General features: G+C 37.8%; 20 protein-coding genes. 13 read left to right on the forward strand and 7 right to left on the reverse strand.

The features are described 5' to 3' along the window. The first annotated feature begins 113 nt into the window (after window positions 1–113). A complete protein-coding gene (locus tag DEU42_RS05225) occupies window positions 114–965 on the forward strand; it encodes an N-acetylglucosamine kinase (protein WP_114757231.1) in 852 nt (283 codons plus the stop codon). 6 nt (window positions 966–971) lie between these two features. After that, the gene (locus DEU42_RS05230; RefSeq protein WP_114757232.1) at window positions 972–1,346 is read left to right on the forward strand and encodes a methylglyoxal synthase; all 375 of its coding nucleotides are present in this window, start codon (window positions 972–974) and stop codon (window positions 1,344–1,346) included. Here the strand turns inward: DEU42_RS05230 and DEU42_RS05235 are convergent. Continuing rightward, complete coding sequence (locus tag DEU42_RS05235) at window positions 1,327–1,707, reverse strand: RidA family protein (protein WP_114757233.1); 381 nt, start codon at window positions 1,705–1,707, stop codon at window positions 1,327–1,329. The two genes, DEU42_RS05230 and DEU42_RS05235, sit on opposite strands and share 20 nt — an antisense overlap. 17 nt (window positions 1,708–1,724) lie before the next feature. Beyond that, the gene (locus tag DEU42_RS05240; RefSeq protein ID WP_114757234.1) at window positions 1,725–4,430 is read right to left on the reverse strand and encodes a putative LPS assembly protein LptD; all 2,706 of its coding nucleotides are present in this window, start codon (window positions 4,428–4,430) and stop codon (window positions 1,725–1,727) included. A 116-nt stretch (window positions 4,431–4,546) separates the two neighbouring features. Between DEU42_RS05240 and DEU42_RS05245 the strand changes: the two genes are divergently transcribed. From DEU42_RS05245 to DEU42_RS05290, 10 genes are all read left to right on the forward strand, one after another. Further along, window positions 4,547–5,698: an N-acetylmuramoyl-L-alanine amidase gene (locus DEU42_RS05245; RefSeq protein ID WP_114757235.1), complete on the forward strand. Its 1,152-nt coding sequence runs from the start codon at window positions 4,547–4,549 to the stop codon at window positions 5,696–5,698. A 73-nt stretch (window positions 5,699–5,771) separates the two neighbouring features. Beyond that, window positions 5,772–6,731 carry an MlaD family protein gene (locus DEU42_RS05250; protein WP_114757236.1) on the forward strand — a complete coding sequence of 320 codons (960 nt, stop codon included), beginning with the start codon at window positions 5,772–5,774 and terminating at the stop codon, window positions 6,729–6,731. Between the two features lie 32 nt (window positions 6,732–6,763). Then, window positions 6,764–8,095 (forward strand): (Fe-S)-binding protein, encoded by a 1,332-nt coding sequence (locus DEU42_RS05255; RefSeq protein WP_114757237.1) that lies wholly within the window; start codon window positions 6,764–6,766, stop codon window positions 8,093–8,095. Beyond that, on the forward strand, window positions 8,095–8,541 hold the full coding sequence (locus tag DEU42_RS05260) for a phosphoheptose isomerase (RefSeq protein ID WP_114757238.1): 447 nt from the start codon (window positions 8,095–8,097) through the stop codon (window positions 8,539–8,541). Before DEU42_RS05255 ends, DEU42_RS05260 begins: the two co-directional genes overlap by 1 nt. 8 nt (window positions 8,542–8,549) lie before the next feature. Beyond that, window positions 8,550–9,344, forward strand: coding sequence for a (Fe-S)-binding protein (locus DEU42_RS05265; RefSeq protein ID WP_114757239.1), 795 nt, complete (start codon window positions 8,550–8,552; stop codon window positions 9,342–9,344). 11 nt (window positions 9,345–9,355) lie between these two features. Next, a complete protein-coding gene (locus DEU42_RS05270; RefSeq protein ID WP_114757240.1) occupies window positions 9,356–9,838 on the forward strand; it encodes an ABC transporter ATPase in 483 nt (160 codons plus the stop codon). Window positions 9,839–9,923: 85 nt separating this feature from the next. Continuing rightward, complete coding sequence (locus tag DEU42_RS05275; RefSeq protein ID WP_114757241.1) at window positions 9,924–12,827, forward strand: glycoside hydrolase family 3 N-terminal domain-containing protein; 2,904 nt, start codon at window positions 9,924–9,926, stop codon at window positions 12,825–12,827. Window positions 12,828–12,855: 28 nt separating this feature from the next. Next, the gene (locus DEU42_RS05280; protein WP_114757242.1) at window positions 12,856–13,311 is read left to right on the forward strand and encodes a DUF1801 domain-containing protein; all 456 of its coding nucleotides are present in this window, start codon (window positions 12,856–12,858) and stop codon (window positions 13,309–13,311) included. 92 nt (window positions 13,312–13,403) lie between these two features. Beyond that, on the forward strand, window positions 13,404–14,540 hold the full coding sequence (gene bshA / locus DEU42_RS05285; protein ID WP_114757243.1) for an N-acetyl-alpha-D-glucosaminyl L-malate synthase BshA: 1,137 nt from the start codon (window positions 13,404–13,406) through the stop codon (window positions 14,538–14,540). A gap of 68 nt (window positions 14,541–14,608) precedes the next feature. Beyond that, the gene (locus DEU42_RS05290; RefSeq protein ID WP_114757244.1) at window positions 14,609–15,037 is read left to right on the forward strand and encodes a protease complex subunit PrcB family protein; all 429 of its coding nucleotides are present in this window, start codon (window positions 14,609–14,611) and stop codon (window positions 15,035–15,037) included. A 59-nt stretch (window positions 15,038–15,096) separates the two neighbouring features. Here DEU42_RS05290 and DEU42_RS05295 read toward each other — a convergent pair whose 3' ends face one another. The 5 genes from DEU42_RS05295 to DEU42_RS05315 all read right to left on the reverse strand — a co-directional run bounded on the left by DEU42_RS05295 (window position 15,097) and on the right by DEU42_RS05315 (window position 18,857). Beyond that, the gene (locus DEU42_RS05295) at window positions 15,097–15,927 is read right to left on the reverse strand and encodes an endonuclease/exonuclease/phosphatase family protein (protein WP_114757245.1); all 831 of its coding nucleotides are present in this window, start codon (window positions 15,925–15,927) and stop codon (window positions 15,097–15,099) included. A gap of 3 nt (window positions 15,928–15,930) precedes the next feature. Next, window positions 15,931–16,602 (reverse strand): ATP-binding cassette domain-containing protein, encoded by a 672-nt coding sequence (locus DEU42_RS05300; RefSeq protein ID WP_114757246.1) that lies wholly within the window; start codon window positions 16,600–16,602, stop codon window positions 15,931–15,933. A gap of 2 nt (window positions 16,603–16,604) precedes the next feature. Beyond that, a complete protein-coding gene (locus tag DEU42_RS05305) occupies window positions 16,605–16,895 on the reverse strand; it encodes a hypothetical protein (RefSeq protein WP_114757247.1) in 291 nt (96 codons plus the stop codon). Between the two features lie 91 nt (window positions 16,896–16,986). After that, the gene (locus tag DEU42_RS05310; RefSeq protein ID WP_114757248.1) at window positions 16,987–17,541 is read right to left on the reverse strand and encodes a hypothetical protein; all 555 of its coding nucleotides are present in this window, start codon (window positions 17,539–17,541) and stop codon (window positions 16,987–16,989) included. Between the two features lie 56 nt (window positions 17,542–17,597). Beyond that, a complete protein-coding gene (locus DEU42_RS05315) occupies window positions 17,598–18,857 on the reverse strand; it encodes a DEAD/DEAH box helicase (RefSeq protein ID WP_114757307.1) in 1,260 nt (419 codons plus the stop codon). A 143-nt stretch (window positions 18,858–19,000) separates the two neighbouring features. Here DEU42_RS05315 and DEU42_RS05320 point away from each other — a divergent pair, with 143 nt between their 5' ends. After that, the gene (locus DEU42_RS05320) at window positions 19,001–19,882 is read left to right on the forward strand and encodes a cation diffusion facilitator family transporter (RefSeq protein ID WP_114757249.1); all 882 of its coding nucleotides are present in this window, start codon (window positions 19,001–19,003) and stop codon (window positions 19,880–19,882) included. The last annotated feature ends 36 nt before the right edge of the window (window positions 19,883–19,918 follow it).

Genomic DNA, 19,918 nt, shown 5'->3' on the forward strand with positions numbered 1-19,918 from the left:
GGCTTTGTTTTTTATAGGCAACAACTTATGGTCAAATTAACCCAAATATAACACTGACGGGTTGTTTGCTAAACAAACAAGACAAAAACTTAACTCAAACTTACCCAAAAGAAATGAAATTATTAGTAGACAGTGGTGCTACAAAAGCAGATTGGATTGCACTTGATGAAGAGGGGAATAAGCTTTTTAACACCCAAACACTTGGCCTTAGCCCTGAAGTCATAAATAGGGAAGAGGCTTTAGAGCGTCTAGAAGCCCGTTTTGATATTTATAATAACAGGAATGAAGTAACAGCTCTTTATTTTTATGGAGCCGGCTGTGGTACTGACAGAATGAAGGTTTTTATGAAAGATATCTTTCAGGAGTTTTTTCCTAATGCGGACATCACGGTAAAAGAAGATACTTATGCTGCTGCGTATGCAACAAATCCTAAAAACGAAAAAGCTATCGTATGTATTCTTGGAACAGGTTCTAACTGTAGTTATTTTGATGGTGAAGAGCTTATTCAAAAAGTTCAGTCACTAGGTTATATTGCTATGGATGACTGTAGCGGTAACCGTTTTGGACGCGATCTTATACGTGCTTATTATTTTAATAAGATGCCGGCAAACCTGGCAAAACAATTCGAATCAGAATATAACCTTGATCCGGATGTAATTAAGCATAACCTTTATAAAGAACCAAACCCAAATGCATATCTGGCTACATTTGCAAAGTTCCTTATACAGCATAAAGATGATGTTTTTATAAAAGCACTTATTGTAGATGCTATGCAGGTATTTGTAGATAACTATATTCTTCAGTTTGATGATGCTAAAGAAGTGCCTGTGCACTTTATAGGTTCTATAGCCTTTTATCTGAAAGCAGAACTAAACGAAGTATTATCAAAAAACGGACTTAAACTTGGTAACGTATTAAGAAGGCCTATTGATGGTCTTATTGAATACCACGAACAAAATAAATAATATATAATGGAGATTGCTATTATCGCCCATGACGGCATGAAAGCCGAGATGGTTCAGTTCCTGAACAAGCATAAGGATATACTTGTAAGCGAGAATATTAAGCTTATAGCTACTGGAACAACCGGAAGTAAAGCTGAAAAGGCCGGTTTTAAAGTAAAGAAAATGCTTTCGGGACCATTGGGAGGTGATGCGCAGATTGCTGCAAGAGTAGCAGAAGGAAAGACTAAAATGGTGTTTTTTTTTAAAGACCCATTATCAAGCCATGCTCATGAAGCAGATATTAATATGCTGATCAGGGTTTGTGATGTGCACAGTGTGCCTATCGCCACAAACCCTGCCTCAGCTGAGTTATTTTTGATTGCTATAATGCAACAATCATAGAAATTTCCACATTAACGTTTTTAGGCAGTTTTGCCACCTGAACCGTTTCTCTTGCAGGAGCGGTTTTTTCGTTAAAATAAGCGCCGTATACACCGTTTATTTTCGTGAAATCATCCATGTTGCTGATGAAGATAGTAGTCTTGATTACATTTTCAAATGTTGTACCCGCAGCATCAAGTACCGCTTTCATGTTTTCCATTACCTGCTTTGTTTCGGTTTCGATATCACCTGTTACAAGTTCACCTGTTTCCGGGTGAAGTGCGATTTGCCCTGAAGTATAAAGCATGTTGCCTGCAACTACAGCCTGGCTGTATGGACCGATAGGGGCCGGAGCTTTATCGGTAAAGATTATTTTTTTCATGATATATTGAATTGTTTTTACTGTAACTGTCTGTCTGGTAACTGGCGTTTATCCCACTTAATGTCGCTAAGTACTGATGACTTGATGCCTATGAAAAAGCCCCAATAGGTATTTGTTCCGGTAGGTACCCAGTTAAAGTCCATTCTCCAGCTTAAAAGGTCTCTTTCAAAGCGAAGCTGCGTAAAGGTTACACCTTTTTGTACGAAGTCATAACCGGAAGAGAATCCCATTTTCCATCTTGGGGTGATATCAAAATTACCAGATAGCATTATGGAATTACCGGATATTTTGTTTTCCCTGTTATTGTTCTGATAGGTCAATGAGTAGGCAATCCTTAGATCCCAAGGGAGTTTTGCGTTAAAAAAGCCTCCTTTGGTTTTATCATCTTCTTTAGATAGATCTTCCTCATCTTCGTCGAATAAACTGGTACGACTGTCGTTAAGATTTGTGGCACGCCCAAAAAGGTCGTCTTCGCGGCCTCCGTTACGTGATGTCTGGCTGTCTTTGTTTTTGTTTCCCGCTTTATTATCCTCGCTGGTAATCGCATAGTTTAGTGTAACGTTGGCGCTTGTCATTCTGAAAAGACTACCGCCGTTATCAATGTTGAACACGTCAATTCTCCGTCCTTCGTTATTTATTGCATAGGGGTCAAAGGTAGCAGCAACATTGATATTCATTTTCTCTTTTAAAAGAGTGGTTCCGGTAGAGACTCTCATAGGTGCCCATTTTAATGAATCGGCTGCCATATCGTAGCTTGTATTAAAGCTAAGGTTGTTTAGCAGCATCACTTTTTTAGGTTCAGCATCAGGATCGTTTTCGTCATCATTTCTTACCTTGGCTTCGATGGTGTTGTTAACACCAATGCCTATAAGATTGGAGTAGTTCCTGCCAGGAGCGCTGTACATACCGCTTTCAAACCTTGAATACTCTTTTTGCATCTTACCTGTCGCATCACTATCATAAGTGTCATAATATTTCTCAAAACTTGGAGTGTAGGTGTAAGAGATATTTGGACGCATTACATGGCGAATGGCCTGTATTTTTTTATTTTCACCAAAACTGTAGGTACCATAAATGGTTGTACCTATGCTTGAAGCAAAGTTGTATGTTCTGAATGAATCAAAACCTTTAAGGTTAATGATGGTGTCTTTTTTAATATCTGAATTATATTCTTTTCTGATGGTGTTTCCTACCCATGTTTCCTGGTAGTTAGTGCTGGCGGAAACACTGAAATGCTTGAATACCTTAAAGTTGGTACTGATAGGTATATTGTGTTGCATTCCCAGTTTAGCATTTTCAAACATTTCTTTTTTAAAGAAAAGCGTATCGGTAGTTGCAATTCTGTTTTCTCCTTTTACATTATACTGAATGTTGATGTTTTTAATGATTCCTTTCTTTGGTCCGTCTCCGGGAGCAAAAGGGTATATCCTGTCTACGCTCGCCTGAAGCGTAGGTAATGTCATATTGATTACCTGAGTGTTGGTGTTCTGGTTATGTGTAGCCATTAGGGCAAAATTGACCTGTGGTACAGTTTGGAATGTTTTGGAGTAAGAGACAGATGAACTCAGGGTGTTGTTTAGTCGTGAGCCTATATTGTCCATACTCAGGGAGTTTTGGTAATACTTACTCGAGCCTAAATTTACACTTGCTGCGAATCTTGAATTAGGGTTTGCTTTTGCATCCTGGGTGTGCGACCACTGGATGTTGTAGTTTTTAGCACGTTGGTAATTAGGTAGGCCTCTTTCTCCGTTTATGATGTTTTCATAACGAATATATACATTACCGCTGTACTTGTACCTGTTGGAATAACTGGACTGAAAACGAAGGCCATAACTGCCGTTGGTGTAATAATCACCTGTAACCGCTAAATCGTAATAATCACTGAGTGCAAAGTAATATCCACCATTCTGAAGGAAATATCCCTGATTATTGTTATTACCAAATGTTGGGATTAAAAGACCTGATGTTGCCTTGTCGCTCATTGGAAAAAAAGCAAACGGAAGTGCCAGTGGTGTAGGAACGTCTGCAATATACATATTCGTAAAACCAACAACGACTTTTTTGCCCGGAACAAATTTGATCTTGTTCGTATAAAAGTAGTATTCTGGATCTTCTATGTTTTTAGAAGTGGTAAATCGCGCACCTTTAATATAGTAAACCGAATCGTTTTCCCTTTTTGTGATTTCTCCTTTTATCCTGAATTCGCCCTGATCGGAACGGGAGTTCCATATTCTGGCTTTTTTGGTTTTAGTGTTAAAATGAATTGAGTCAGCTTCAACAATATTGTTCCCCTGTTTAAAATAAGGATACTGGCTGTAATTTCCCAAAGAGTCTTTTATTCTTCCGGCAAAAATTTCATCGGTATCATATTTCATAATAATTTTGCCCGATTTGAGTTCAATATCTTTATAATGAAGTTCAGCTTTGTTATAAAGTTCGAGTTCTTTTTTTACCTGGTCTACCTTTTCGTAGTCTTCGGCATATCGTTTGATTATAGCATCAAGGCCGCTTTTCTTTTTTTTATTGGTGTCGTTAACAGTAACTTTAACTTCATCAATTCGAACTACGGTATCCAGCTCTTTTTTAGCAGGAGGAAGGGTAGTCTTCTGTTTTTCAGCAGGTACCGGAATACTTTTTGTGCCGGTTTCCTGTGCTGATAGTTTCAAGCTTCCTATTGTTAGGAAAATTGATAATAAAACGATATGAAATAAGTTTGTACGCAACGCTTTTAATACTATTTTTGTAAAAATGTGGCTTATTTTTGAAGTGTCAAACTTACGATAAATTTAGCAAAATTAACCACTAAATATAATTATAACAATACTAGCATAATATCTATATGACAATGAGAGGGGACGCGAAATTAAAACTTACTTTTTTTACATTTATTGCTTTTTGCAGCTTAGCTTTAGCACAAAACGGCTCTAAATTTAAGGTAGTTCTTGATCCGGGGCACGGCGGTAAGGATTTTGGTGCTATATATCATGATTTTATCGAAAAGAACATTGCGCTGAACGTAGCGTTAAAAGTGGGTAAGATATTAGAAAAAGACCAGTCTGTGGATGTTGTTTTTACCCGTAAAACCGATGTTTTTATCGAACTTGCTGAAAGGCCGGAAATAGCCAATAAAGCAAAAGCCAATGTGTTTGTGTCGATTCACTGTAATGGTGAAGCAAAAAAAGTGGCTTTTGGTACAGAAACATTCATTTTCGATAGTACAAAAAGTGCTTCCAACTTAGAGGTTGCTAAAAAAGAGAATGAGGTAATTAATCTTGAAAAAGATCACAAAGTAAAATATGCCGGTTTTAATCCTGATTCTCCTGAATCTATTGTAGGTATTACAATTCAGCAGGAAGCATACAGGGATCAGAGTATAGATCTCGCCAGCCGAATTGAAGAGAATTTTACTGATGATCTTAAAAGAAAGAAGAGAGGAGTAAAAAGGGCTCCGTTTTGGGTGCTTCACAAAACAGCAATGCCAAGTATACTTATTGAGTTAGGGTTTTTATCATACAAGCCGGAGGGTGAGTATCTGAATTCTGATGCGGGACAGGATGAACTTGCCGAGGCTATCGCTAAGGCTATTATTAGTTACAAGCGAGAATACTTTGGTGGAAGTGTAGCGGATAATAACTACAAAGAACCTGCTGAAAAACCTGAAAAAAATGAGCCTAAACCTAAGACTGAAGATAAGCCGGTTAAGAATACTCCGGTAGCTGCAGAATCTTCAAACGAACCTATATTTAAGGTACAAATTGCTGCGAGTGGAAAAACACTTGAGCTAATTCCGTCTAACTTTAACGGGCTTAAAAATTTATCGAAAGATGCTTCTTCATCAGTAATTAAATATTACTATGGCGAGACTACAAGTTATAATGAGGCGAAAACACTATTAGCTGAAGCTAAGGCTAAAGGGTATACGTCGGCATTTATAGTTCCTTTTAAGGACGGAAAGAGAATAAAAATTGAGGAAGCTCTAAAGAAAAATTAGTAATAAACCTTTAGAGTATTATTCACATTTTTATAAAATTATTGTCCTACATTTGTTAAAAAATTATTCCATTTTGAAAGTATCAAGAGAAGTTAAGACCGCGGTATTAGTTATATCATCCGTATTATTGTTTATATGGGGATTTTATTTTTTAAGAGGTACCGATTTATTTAATTCATACAAAACATATTACGTTATATATGATAACGTAGAGGAGTTGTCTCCGTCGGCTCCGGTAACGCTAAACGGATTGGTAGTTGGTAAGATTAATGATATATCTTTTATCGATCAAACCAGCGGAAAGCTAAGGATAGAAATGCAGGTAAAGACTAATTTTCCTATTTCTACAACCAGCCAGGCAGTTCTTTATAAACCAAGTATTATAGGAGGTAAGCAGATTGCTATCATTCCTGATATGAAAAACACTACTCTTGCAGAGGATGGAGCCGAACTTAAAAGCGGTGAAAAACCCGATATGCTATCTGAGGTTGGCGATAGGTTGTCTCCGCTACAGGCAAAAGTTGAGTCAACAATTGTAACAGCTGACAGTCTTTTACATGGTTTTAAAAATGTGATGGATGTTAAGACTCAGGAGAATCTTCGCATAGCTATTGCTGAAATGAGTGCTACAATGAAGGAGTTCAGTGGTTCTGCACGTACTCTTAATGCGATGTTAGCAGGTAATAAAAATAACATAGATGCTACGTTGAAAAACCTGAATCATACAACTGCTAATTTCTCAAAATTATCAGATTCAATCGATGCAGCTAATCTGGCACAAACTGTGAGAAATCTTGAAGGTTCGCTTGCTAAGGTGGATAACCTTATGAATGATGTGAATTCAGGAAAAGGGACTTTAGGTAAGCTTATGAAAGATGATGCAATGTATAATAATCTTAATGGGGCATCTAAAGAACTAAAGGAGCTTTTAGCAGATTTCAAACAGAATCCTAAACGTTATGTTCACTTCTCTGTTTTTGGTAAAAAAGGAACTCCTTATACCGAAACGCTAGTTAAGGAAGAAAAAAAATAAGCGTATTGATTTTATAGCAATCACTTTACTATATGAGTTACTTAGATAATATACTATTTGTTTTAATCCTTGCAGCAGGATTTGGTTACTTTGCTATTAATGTAAAAAAACTAATCCGCAATATTAAGCTTGGTCGAAACGTAGATCGCTTTGATAATCCGGGAGAACGTTGGAATAATATGGCAATGATTGCTCTTGGGCAGTCTAAAATGGTAAGGAAGCCTGTAATGGGTATATTACATATTATAGTATATGTTGGTTTTATACTTATCAATATTGAACTGCTTGAAATAATTGTTGATGGTATTGCGGGTACTCACAGAGTTTTCTCTTTTATGGGAGGCTTTTACAGTTTTCTTATCGGTACGTTTGAGCTTTTGGCTTTTGGTGTTATTGTATCTGTAGCCATATTTTGGATCAGAAGGAATATCATTAAGTTAAAAAGATTCATCCATAGCGATCTTAAAGGCTGGCCTAAAAACGATGCTAACTATATTCTGTATTTCGAAACTGTTCTGATGATATTGTTCCTTACTATGAATGCTGCCGATGGACACCTTCAGGCGGCGGGCGCGCATCATTATGTTCAGGCAGGATCTTTCCCTATATCAGGTTTCATTTCGCCTTTGTTTGAAGGAATGTCTGAAGGAACAGTGATTCTTATTGAAAGAGCGGCATGGTGGATGCATATAGTTGGAATTTTAGTTTTCATGAACTACTTGTATTATTCTAAACACCTGCATATATTACTGGCTTTCCCTAATACTTATTTTGCTAACCTTAAGCCTAAAGGTAAGTTTGTAAACCTGGAATCTGTTACGGCAGAAGTTAAATTGATGATGGATCCGAATGCTGATCCGTTTGCAGCGGCACCTCCTGCTGAAGAGGGGGCTGTTCCCGAGAAATTTGGAGCAAGTGATGTTCAGGATCTAAACTGGGTTCAGTTAATGAATGCTTACACATGTACTGAATGTGGTCGTTGTACAGAATCTTGTCCTGCGAATATTACAGGTAAAAAACTTTCACCTCGTAATATCATGATGAAAACGCGTGATAGGCTAGAGGAAGTAGGAAAGAACATTGATAAAAATAAAGGAACGTTTGTTGATGATGGCAAATCGTTGCTTAATGACTATATTACCCCTGAAGAGCTATGGGCATGTACAACTTGCAATGGTTGTGTTGAAGCCTGTCCTGTAAACATCGATCCGCTATCTATTATTATGGATATGAGAAGGTATCTGGTTATGGAACAAAGTGCTGCTCCGGTAGAACTTAACGGGATGATGACCAATATTGAGAACAATGGAGCTCCATGGCAGTATAGCCAGATGGATAGGTTAAACTGGAAAGACGAAGCGTAATGAAAGCAGAAGACATCGACAAAAATTTACAGCAGATTACTGAAAACGGGGAACATCTTAGCCCTGTTCTTCCTCCGGATATCAAAAATTACCTTATTGATATCGATGGTACTATTTGTGATGATATACCTAATGAGGAGCCTGAAAGAATGGTTACAGCTCAGGTATATCCGGATGCGCTTGAAACCCTTAACAGATGGTATGATGAAGGTCATATAATCTTTTTCTTTACATCGCGTACTGAAGCTCACAGGGAAGTAACCGAAACATGGCTTAAAGAACATGGTTTTAAATACCATGGTATGGTAATGGGTAAACCAAGAGGAGGAAACTACCACTGGATAGACAATCATCTTGTAAAAGCGACACGTTACAGAGGTAAGTTTACCGACCTTATAGATAAAGAAGTTACAATTCAGGTCTTTGACGATGGCAAAGACGAATAAATAATAGTATGACTGAGGATAATTTTACAGTACCGACTATGGCCGACATGATGGCCAGCGGCCAGCAACCTGAAGTTTTATTTTGGGTAGGTTGTTCGGGAAGCTTTGACGACAGGGCAAAAAAAATAACTAAAGCATTTGTTAAGATTCTTAACAGTGCCAAAGTACCTTTTGCTGTTTTAGGAACTGAAGAAAGCTGTACGGGAGATCCTGCTAAAAGAGCAGGAAACGAGTTTTTATTCCAGATGCAGGCAATGGCAAATATCGAGGTTCTTAATGCTTATGATGTTAAGAAGATTGTTACTGCTTGTCCGCACTGCTTTAATACCATAAAAAATGAGTATCCTGAACTTGGGGGTACTTATGAAGTGGTTCACCATACAGAATTCCTGAAATCATTATTGGATGATGGCAGGCTTACCATTGAAGGTGGCCAGTTTAAAGGTAAAAAGATTACGTTTCACGATCCTTGTTATCTGGGACGTGCCAATAATATTTATGAAGCACCCCGTGACCTTATGGAAAAGCTGGATGCTGAATTAGTAGAGATGAAACGTTCTAAGCTTAACGGTCTTTGCTGTGGTGCCGGTGGTGCACAGATGTTTAAAGAGCCAGAAAAAGGTAATAAAGACGTAAACGTTGAGAGAACAGAAGATGCTCTTGAAACACAGCCGGATATTATTGCAGCAGGTTGCCCGTTTTGTAACACGATGCTTACCGATGGTGTAAAAGCTAAGAACAGGGAGCATGATATTAAAGTGATGGATGTGGCAGAATTGATTGCCAATGCAAAAGATTTATAAGATAAGAGATTATGTACGTTCCGTTTGAAACCCTGCCTGAAGAATCAAGAATATGGATATATCAGTCTAACAGAAAATTCTCTGATGAGGAAATTGCTGAAATAGAAGTATCACTCAAGGAATTCCTTGAAAGCTGGACTGCACATGGTGCAGGTCTTGAGGCTTCTTATCAAGTTAAATACAACAGGTTTATTATTATTGCCATAAATCAGAGTACACAAGCTGCTACAGGTTGTTCTATCGATGCTTCGGTACAATTTATCCAGGCTTTAGAACAGAAGTATGGCGTTGACCTGTTAGATAAGATGAATGTAACATTTAAGCTAGGCGAACATATTGCTTATAAGCCACTTATCGATTTTAAGAAAATGGCTAAAGAAAAAGCAGTATCTGCTAACACAATAGTTTTCAATAATCTTGTAAATACTGTTGGAGAATGGCAGGATTTTTGGGAGGTTCCTGCGGGAGAGAGTTGGCATAGCCGCTTTTTTTAAGATCAAATACACCATAATACTATATATAAATCATCATTAACTATTGGTAATGATGATTTGTTATTTTAAAAAACACAATTATTTAATGAGGCTTTTTGTAATAGTTTTCTTGTTTGCCATTCAATTGGTATCTGCACAGAACTCGAAAGTTTTTAGTGATTACAGCTCTGATGCTGAAAGAAAATGGGTGGACAGCATTTATACACGTATGTCTTTTGAAGAAAGGGTTGGACAGCTTTTCATGGTTGCTGCTTATTCTAATAAAGACGCATCTCATGAAAGAGGTGTAGAAAAGCTGATTACTGATTACAAAATTGGTGGACTAATCTTTTTTCAGGGAGGTCCTGTAAGACAGGCAAGGCTAACAAACCGCTATCAGGAAAAATCCAAAGTACCATTGTTCATAGGTATAGATGGAGAATGGGGATTGAGTATGAGACTTGATTCAACCTATCGCTATCCATGGAACATGACTCTTGGCGGTGTTCAGGATATGAAACTGATTGAAAAAATGGGGCAGCAAATGGCAAAACAGGCAAAAAGAATGGGTATCCATTTTAATTTTGCTCCTGTTCTGGATATTAATACAAATCCATCAAACCCCATAATTGGTAACCGTTCTTTTGGTGAAGATAAGTTTATGGTTACGGAGAGAGCATCAGCTCTTATGAAAGGTATTCAAAGTGAAGGTGTATTTGCTACGGGAAAACACTTTCCGGGGCATGGTGACACGGCTACCGACTCACATCACGCTTTGCCTTTTCTTAATTTTACTAAAGAACGTTTGGATGATGTAGAATTTTACCCGTACAAACGTTTATTTAGTGAAGGTCTTTCGAGTATAATGGTTGCTCACCTGAATGTGCCTAGTATTGAACCTATGCCTAATTATCCTACTTCGTTATCCTATAACGTGGTTACTAACATTGTTCAGGGTGAACTTGGCTTTAAAGGACTGATTTTTACAGATGCGCTTAATATGAAAGGAGCCAGTAGTTATATGCAACCGGGTGATATTGATCTTGAAGCATTTTTGGCAGGGAATGATGTTTTGCTTTTTGCCGAAAATGTTCCTGTTGCGATTGAAAAGTTCCGTCAGGCTTATGCTGATAGCGTACTATCAGAGGAGCGCCTACAATTATCGGTAAAAAAAATATTGGCATATAAATACAGAGGAGGTCTTAATCATTATAAGCCAATCGATCTGACGAATTTGTATAATGACCTGAATGGGCACGAATACGATGATCTGAACTATCAACTGTACGAAAATGCGGTTACAGTTCTAAAGAATGAAGAAGAGACAGTGCCGGTAATGGCTCTTGAGAATGAGAAAATTGCTTATGTTAAGTTAGGTGATGACGACGGTTCGAATTATCTGACAACACTTCAGAAATATGCTGAAGTTACCGAAGTTCAGGAAGATAGTCTCCATTTGCTTAGCGCTAAACTAAAAGATTTTACTACAGTTATTGTTGGCTATCATAAAGCTGATGGTGCCTGGAAAAAACACGATCTTTCAGCCAAAGAACTTACCTGGCTTGATACCATTGCAAAGAACAAGCGTGTAATATTTACCCATTTTGCCAAACCCTATTCACTAACCCCAATTAAGAGCTTTAAGAATATTAAAACAGTTATACTGGCTTATCAAAACAATGCCATTGCACAGACTGTTGCTGCAGAAATTGTGTTTGGCGCATTAGGTTCTAAAGGGAAAATCCCTGTAAGCATAGCTTCAACATTTAAGCTAAATGATGGTGTGTTTACCAAAACTACCAACAGACTTGGTTTTACCACACCTGAAAACGTAGCGATGAGTTCGGCTAAACTGAGTAAAATTGATATGATAGCACAACGTGCCATCAATGAGAAAATGACGCCGGGCCTTCAGGTTCTGGTTGCCCGAAAGGGTAAGGTTATCTATCAGAAATCTTTTGGTTATCATACCTATGCAAATGATATAAAAGTAAAAAACTCTGACATTTATGACGTTGCTTCATTAACCAAAATATTGGCAACACTACCTAACGTCATGCAGTTGTATGATACAGGAAAGGTCAAACTTGATACCCAGTTAGGTGATATGCTGCCTGTTTTTGCGGATACGGATAAAAAGCATATCACATTAAAAGACATGCTGTTGCATCAGGCACGTTTTCAGCCATGGATGCCATTTTATCAGCAGACACTTGATAGTAATAAGAAACCCGATTCGTTGCTTTACAGAAACTTTTACAGCCCCGAATTTCCCAATCAGGTTACAGAAAACCTGTTCCTGATAAAAGGTTATCAGGATACTATTGTTAAGCGAATTGCCGATAGTAAGCTATTGAAGAAAAAGGAATATAAGTACAGTGATTTTTCATTCATTCTTTTAAAAGAATATCTGGAGCGTAAAACAGGTAAGTCTTTGGATGATTTAGCGTATAAAAACTTTTATAAGCCGCTTGGAGCTGCTTCAACTTCATACAATCCATTGCGTAGATGGGATATGTGTAATATTCCGCCAACTGAAATTGACAACTACTTCCGTTACACAGAGATTCAGGGGTATGTTCATGATATGGCAGCGGCGATGGAAGACGGAGTTGCTGGACATGCAGGATTATTTTCTAATTCGATGGATGTTGCCAAGATTATGCAGATGTATCTTCAGAAAGGAAATTATGGAGGTAAACAGTATTTTTCTGCTCATACTTTTGATACCTTTAATACATGTTATAACTGTAAGGAAGGTAACAGGAGAGGGCTTGGCTTTGATAAGCCACAGCTAGAGAAATCAGGGCCTACATGCGGATGTGTTTCTAAAGCAAGCTTTGGGCATACCGGATTTACAGGTACTATGACATGGGCCGATCCTGAGACTGAGATCGTTTATGTTTTCCTTTCTAATCGCACCTATCCGGACGCAGGTGAAAACAGGCTTTCTAAAGAGAACATTAGGGAGGATATACAGAAAGCTATTCAGGATGCAATTATTGAGTAAGTTTATCAAACAAACAAAAATATAAGTTATGCAATACTTTGTTGATACCGCTGACCAATACATGGACGCTATACCTGAAGACAGGAAAGCACCAATGATGAAGCTTCGCAAGGCTATTACTGATAATCTGCCACAGGGATTTAGTGAAGGCGTTTCTTATGGTATGTTAGGATGGGCTGTTCCTCATTCTTTATATCCCGCGGGTTACCATTGCGATCCTAAACAGGCACTTCCTTTTTTGGCAATAGCATCTCAAAAGAGTTTTATTGCTTTTTATCATATGGGAATTTATGCTGATAAAGAACTACATGACTGGTTTGTGGCTGAATTTCCCAAACACAGTAAATACAAGCTGGATATGGGCAAAAGTTGTATTCGCTTTAAAAAGCCAGATGCAATCCCTTTTGAATTAATTGCTGAATTGGTTGGTAAAATGACACCACAGCAATGGATTGAGCTTTATGAAAAGAATTTAAAGCGTTAATTTTTTGACAGATAACGATTACGTTAATTTCCATAGAAAACGGGGCTTTGCCCTGTTTTTTTGTTTAAATTCGTCTCTTTATTAGACACTTTATGAAAATCGCAATAGTATGTTATCCCACGTTTGGCGGTAGCGGTGTTGTAGCCACTGAGCTTGGCCTGGAACTCGCCCGCAGGGGACACGAAATACACTTTATAACGTATAGTCAACCCGTAAGGCTGGCACTTTTAAATCCTAATATCCATTACCACGAAGTACACGTTCCTGAATATCCTCTTTTCCATTATCAGCCTTATGAACTAGCATTGTCCAGTAAGCTGGTAGATATGGTTAAATTGTATGGTATAGAACTTTTGCATGTGCATTATGCCATTCCTCATGCCTATGCAGGCTATATGGCTAAAAAGATGCTGAAAGAACAAGGAATTAAAATTCCAATGGTAACAACGCTTCACGGTACGGATATTACGCTTGTTGGAAATCACCCATTTTATAAGCCTGCTGTAAGCTTCAGTATCAACCATTCGGACATAGTAACTTCAGTATCGCAGGATCTTAAAGATGATACTTACAGACTATTTGATATTAAAAGGGAAATAGAAGTTATTCCTAACTTTATTGAAATAGATAAGAATCGTATAGATACTACGTCAGAATGCCATCGTTCGCTTATGGCTACAGAAACCCAGAAGATCGTTACACATATCAGTAACTTCAGAAAGGTAAAGCGCATTCCGGATGTAATTAAAATATTTAATGAGATACAAAAAAAAATGCCGGCCAAACTAATGATGGTAGGTGATGGTCCTGAAAAGGCTCCTGCTGAAGCGCTTTGTGAAGAATTAGGTATAAGCGACAAGGTTATTTTCTTTGGGAACAGCCACGAGATTAGCAAGATATTGTGCTTTTCGGATTTATTCCTGTTACCATCAGAAACAGAGAGTTTTGGACTTGCCGCACTTGAAGCAATGGCTAGTGGGGTTCCTGTAATATCAAGTAATACAGGAGGTCTTCCTGAAGTTAATAAAGAGGGGGTTTCCGGTTATCTTGGGAATGTTGGCGACGTTGACTATATGGCCGAAAAAGCCATCGAGATACTTTCTGATGATGCAAAATTATTTGAGTTCAAATCGAACGCGCTTAAAGTTTCACAGGAGTTTGATGTACAGCAGATTGTACCAATGTATGAAAAAGTTTACCGCAAAGCTTTGAAGATGCATGCCAAGTAAGAAAAACTCACATTATTAAAAATGGCATAAAAAATGTAATGGTGTAATAAATCATTAAATCAAATCTTATGAAAAAAGTAATTACGTTTTGCCTAATGCTTATGCTGCTTTCAAGCTGCAGTTTTAAAATTGTAAATAATATTCAGGTCGACGCGGCTGTTGCTTTCGAAATACTTAAGCAGGATGCTTATGGCGGTCGTGATGCCAAATCGAATGTGGTTGTAAAATCGCGCGAGCAGCTTGCGGCACTTTATAAAGAACTGGGCTGGTCTAATGTGCCAACTGTGGATTTCTCCCAAAACAATGTGGTAGCTATCTTCATGGGGCAAAAGAATACAGGAGGATACAGTGTTAGTGTACGTAAAGTAACGATTGAAGATAATACCGCAATTATAAATACTATAGAGACCAAACCGGAAGGTATGGCTACTATGGCGCTTACAGCACCATATTGTATAGTAGTAGTCGCTAAGACTGATAAGGTAGTGGTAGAGTAATAAAATTTAAACTCAATAAAAAACAAAGCCCTTAATCATCTGATTAAGGGCTTTTATATTTATTTTACTGTCAGTTCCACATACACAGGAAAATGATCTGAAGGATAGCGGTTGTACTTAACGTCTACTAAAGTCTCATATTTATTGACAGTAATGGTTTTAGGAATGAATACATAGTCAATTCGGACTTTAGGTTTTTCTTTTATATTAAAGCCATTAAATGTAGCTACCGAACCCGAGGTTTCTTCTGCTACAATCCTGCTGTCATTCAATTGTGTTGTTATTAGCTTAATGGGCTCACTGTCGGGTTCGAGGTTAAAATCTCCTGTAAGTACAAATGGAAAGTTATTTGTATTCACGGCTTTAATCTTATCGAGAATAAGCTCAGCACTCTTTTGGCGAGCAATATTCCCTATATGATCAAAATGAGTGTTGAATATCCATATTTTCTGTTTTGTTTTCAGGTTTTCAAACAATCCATAAGTACATACTCTCTTATAAGCAGCATCCCAACCTATTGAGACTCTATCAGGTGTGGGAGATAACCAAATGGTAGATTGTTCAATAACCTTGTACTTTGAGATATTATAAAATATCGCTGAAAATTCACCTTCACGTTTGCCATCATCCCTGCCTACACCAATATATTTATAGTTTTTAAGGTTTTTATTAAGATAATCCATCTGTTGCGGTAAAGCCTCCTGAACCCCCATAAAGTCGGGATTCTTTTGCAGCACCTGACTGGCGAGCATTTCTTTACGGTTATCCCAGCGGTTTTCGCCATCACTGGCAACATCAAGACGGATGTTATAGGACATGACCGTGATATCCTGAGCATTTATATTGGTAAAAGTTAACAAGATTAAAGAGAGTATGAAAAGTTTTTTCATGGCTTAATAATTTGAAGCGGGAAGATAACCATTTCCGATAAGGTCATCAATAGAATTAACAGTAATTAGACGTCCGTTTCGCAGTAAAAGACAACTGTTCGCAGTTTCAAGGATATCATGATAATAATGATCGGTCATTATAATGCCTTTAGTAGTTTTCAGGTTTATTAATTTCTCTTTGATTTTTTCCCTATATAATGTTTCAACCATGGAGAAGGGTTCATCAAGGATAAGGAAAGGATTGGGGAGTGTACTGACAAGCATCAGTTCAAAATAACGCAGTTCACCCATTGATAGATTACCGGCTTTAGTATTGGCTATGTGGGCTATAAGAGGATCATACAATATTTTATCCTGCATGTCACCTTCTTTAAAATATAAAGGAACAATCTCCCTTACGTTAAGACTTTTTGGAAGAAATGATTCCTGAGGGAGGTAAGCGATTTTCTGTTGAGGGATAATTTCTTCCGGTGATATATTTTTGCCATCTATTGATACTCGTATCTTATCAGCTTTCAATGTACCGAACAGTATTTTTAACAAAGTTGATTTTCCTGTGCCATTACGGCCAAGAATACCAATTATATCTCCGGTTTTGCATTCAAAAGCAATATAGTCTAGAACTGATTTGCTTTTAAAATTCTTTGCTAATTCGCTAATGATTAGTGTGTGCATAATTAGCCAATTAGAAATAGTGTTAAACCAATAATAAGTATAGGGATGTTGACCAAAAAAGTATTTTGTGCCAATTTTCTTCGTGTGTAACCCAGGTTGTGGTAAAAGTAATATTGGTTCTTATAATAATAATTAAAGAAGAGTATACCAACACCTGTTCCGAAAGTACCATAAATCAAAAACAGCCAGATAAAATCTAATTTAATGGCAGCAAATATGGCGCTGAAAGCAAGATTTGTTATTGATGTGATGCGGTAATAGAGCCAAAAAGCCTTTGTGTTCGGGTGTTTCATTTTACCAATGTACAATTACATTCTTAATAAACGTAAGTTTTACCTGTAAAATTATGAGGTATAAAAAATGCCGGACTAACCGGCATGTTAATTATAGAGTTTGTGAGGTGAGTCCGAAGAACCTGAACTCTCCGTGAACTTTTACGAACTGGAAAGCGTGGCTTGATCCCGGATGGCCCTTTGATAATTCGTTTGGTTTATATGTTGGAACCCATACTTCATATACCTTAAGGTCTTTAGAGTCAGAACCGTCTTTAATAAAGGATGGTTTGAATCCTTTTAAAATCATACTATTGAAAGCATATCCTCTGCTGGTTAGTGCCTTATAAACCGGTGATAGTTTAAAATCTTCGGCAACAGTAATATAAAATACATCTGAAGGAACATAATGCGTAATATCTCCCTGTTCGTCACTACCCGGACATTCAGCACAGTCTAACTTTACCAGCGCTATACTATCAAAAGTCATTTTATCTTTGTTCTCCAATGCTTTTATAAAAGCTACAAAGGTTTTATCAAGCTCATCCCATTCAGTTGTTTTTTTGACAGGTGCAGATTTTGTTGCAGCCGGTTTTGCTACGGGCTTTTTTTTCTGAGCAAAGCCAGGGCTCGCAATAAGTATAAAAGCTATGATAAGGTATTTCATGGTTATCTTTTTTCTGCTGCGAATATAACTAAACTAATAACGCAAAAACGCTGGAATTAATACCAGCGTCTTTTATTTTTTTTAGAAGCCTCAGACTTCCTTGATTTATTTTGTCCTCCCTGTTGCTTGTTTTTGTTTCGCAGATCAGGCTTTTTAGGAGTGTCCGATTTGGTTTCCTCCGCATAAGGATAAGGATGTCCTTCAATTACTTTAAGCTTGATTCGGATAAGCTTTTCGATATCCTTGAGATAAGGAAGCTCGTCTTTACCGCAGAAAGATATGGCAAGGCCTTCATTTCCGGCTCTGCCCGTACGTCCTATACGGTGTACATAGGTTTCAGGAATATTAGGAAGATCAAAGTTAATTACATACGGAAGACTCTCAATATCAATACCACGGGCAGCAATATCGGTAGCGACAAGAACCGGAATTTCCTTGTTTTTAAAAGCATCCAGTATTCGTTGTCTTGCACTTTGTGATTTATCCCCGTGAATGGCACCTCCTTCAACTCCGTTCTTTTTCAGGGCTTTCACCACATTGTCAGCACCGTGCTTGGTACGGGTAAATACCAATACGTTGCTTAGGTTCTCATTACGGATAAGGTGGTAAAGCAACTTACGTTTGTCACCTTTATCTACAAAATATATTTGCTGTTTAACCCTCTCGGCTGTAGATGACACCGGAGTTACCGAAACATATTTGGGATTTGTCAGGAAACTGTCTGCCAGCTCACGAATTGCCAATGGCATGGTTGCCGAGAATAATAATGTCTGTCTGTTATCAGGCGTAAGCTTGATAATTTTCTTCACATCATTGATAAAGCCCATGTCCAGCATCTGATCTGCTTCGTCAAGCACCAATGTGTGTAGGTGGTCAAGATTTACAAACCCTTGTTTATGAAGATCTAACAATCTTCCAGGAGTAGCTATAAGAACATCAACCCCTTTTTTAAGCTGATCAGTTTGCGATATCTGGTTAACGCCTCCAAAAATGGTAAGCTGGCGGATGTTTGTATATTTTCCGTAGGTATCAAAGCTTTCACCTATTTGTATTGCAAGCTCACGGGTAGGCGTAATTATCAGGGCACGGATATGTTTTACCTTCTTAATCGAACCTACAATAGGGTGTATTGCATTGATGATAGGTATAGCAAAAGCCGCTGTTTTTCCGGTACCAGTTTGTGCACAGCCTACAAGGTCAGTGCCTTCAAGAATAATAGGAATGGCTTGTTCCTGGATAGGAGTAGGATTTTTATAACCTTCTTCTGCCAGGGCCTGTTGTATATTTCGAATTAAATTTAGTTCGTCGAATGTCATGTATATGATGTTTAGTTCTTTGCAGAAACTGCGAAGACGTTGCAAAGATAGGTTAAAAAAAATTAGCGTATGTTTAGGGTATAGCGGCATATAAAGCCGTAATTTTACAATCTCAAATTTACCCTCTATCATATACCGCAGTTATGGCAAAAACTGAAAATAAAGCACTCAAATCTACATTTATTGGGATAATAGTCAGTGGAATACTGGCAATTTTAAAAGCTTTGGGCGGTATTTTCGGTAATTCCTATGCTCTTATTGCAGACGCTATAGAATCTACCGCTGATATATTTACTTCTACAATGCTGTGGCTCGGACTTAAATGGGCCTCAAAACCTGCCGATGAAGATCATCCTTACGGTCACGGTAAGGCAGAAGCTCTTATCGCTATTGGTATAGCTTTAGCACTTACTATAGCAGCTTTTGTAATAGGGAAGGAGAGTGTACATAATATAATGACACCTCATAAATCACCTAAAGCCTATACACTTATTATTTTACTGATTGTTATTGCCACAAAGGAGATTCTTTACCGTTATGTAAAAAAAGTAGGTATTGGTATAAACAGTGAGGCTGTTAAGGCAGATGCTTTTCACCACAGAAGTGATGCTATTACCTCACTTGCTGCTTTTATAGGGATCAGTATTTCGCTGATTGGAGGTAAAGGCTACGAAGCGGCAGATGATTATGCAGCTTTGTTTGCTGGGGTAATAATTCTTATCAATGTCTATCAGATAGCAAGGCCGGCAATAGGAGAGTTGCTCGACGAAGATTTAGATCCTTCTTTGAATGAAAGAGTTAGGGAGCTGGCTTCAGAAGTTGAAGGTGTTACCCATGTACAAAAATGCCATACCCGTAAGATGGGCGTACTTAACCACGCCGATTTACATATATGGGTTGATGGAGAACTATCAGTAACTGAAGGACATACTATTTCGCATGCTGTTAAAGATCATATACAACATACTCTGCCACAATTCATAGAAATCATGATTCATATTGAACCTGATGGGCATCATGATTGATTTTTAGATAGCTTGATTTTTGGATGATTGGATAGT

Source organism: Flavobacterium sp. AG291 (assembly GCF_003350375.1).
GTDB lineage: Bacteria > Bacteroidota > Bacteroidia > Flavobacteriales > Flavobacteriaceae > Flavobacterium > Flavobacterium suzhouense.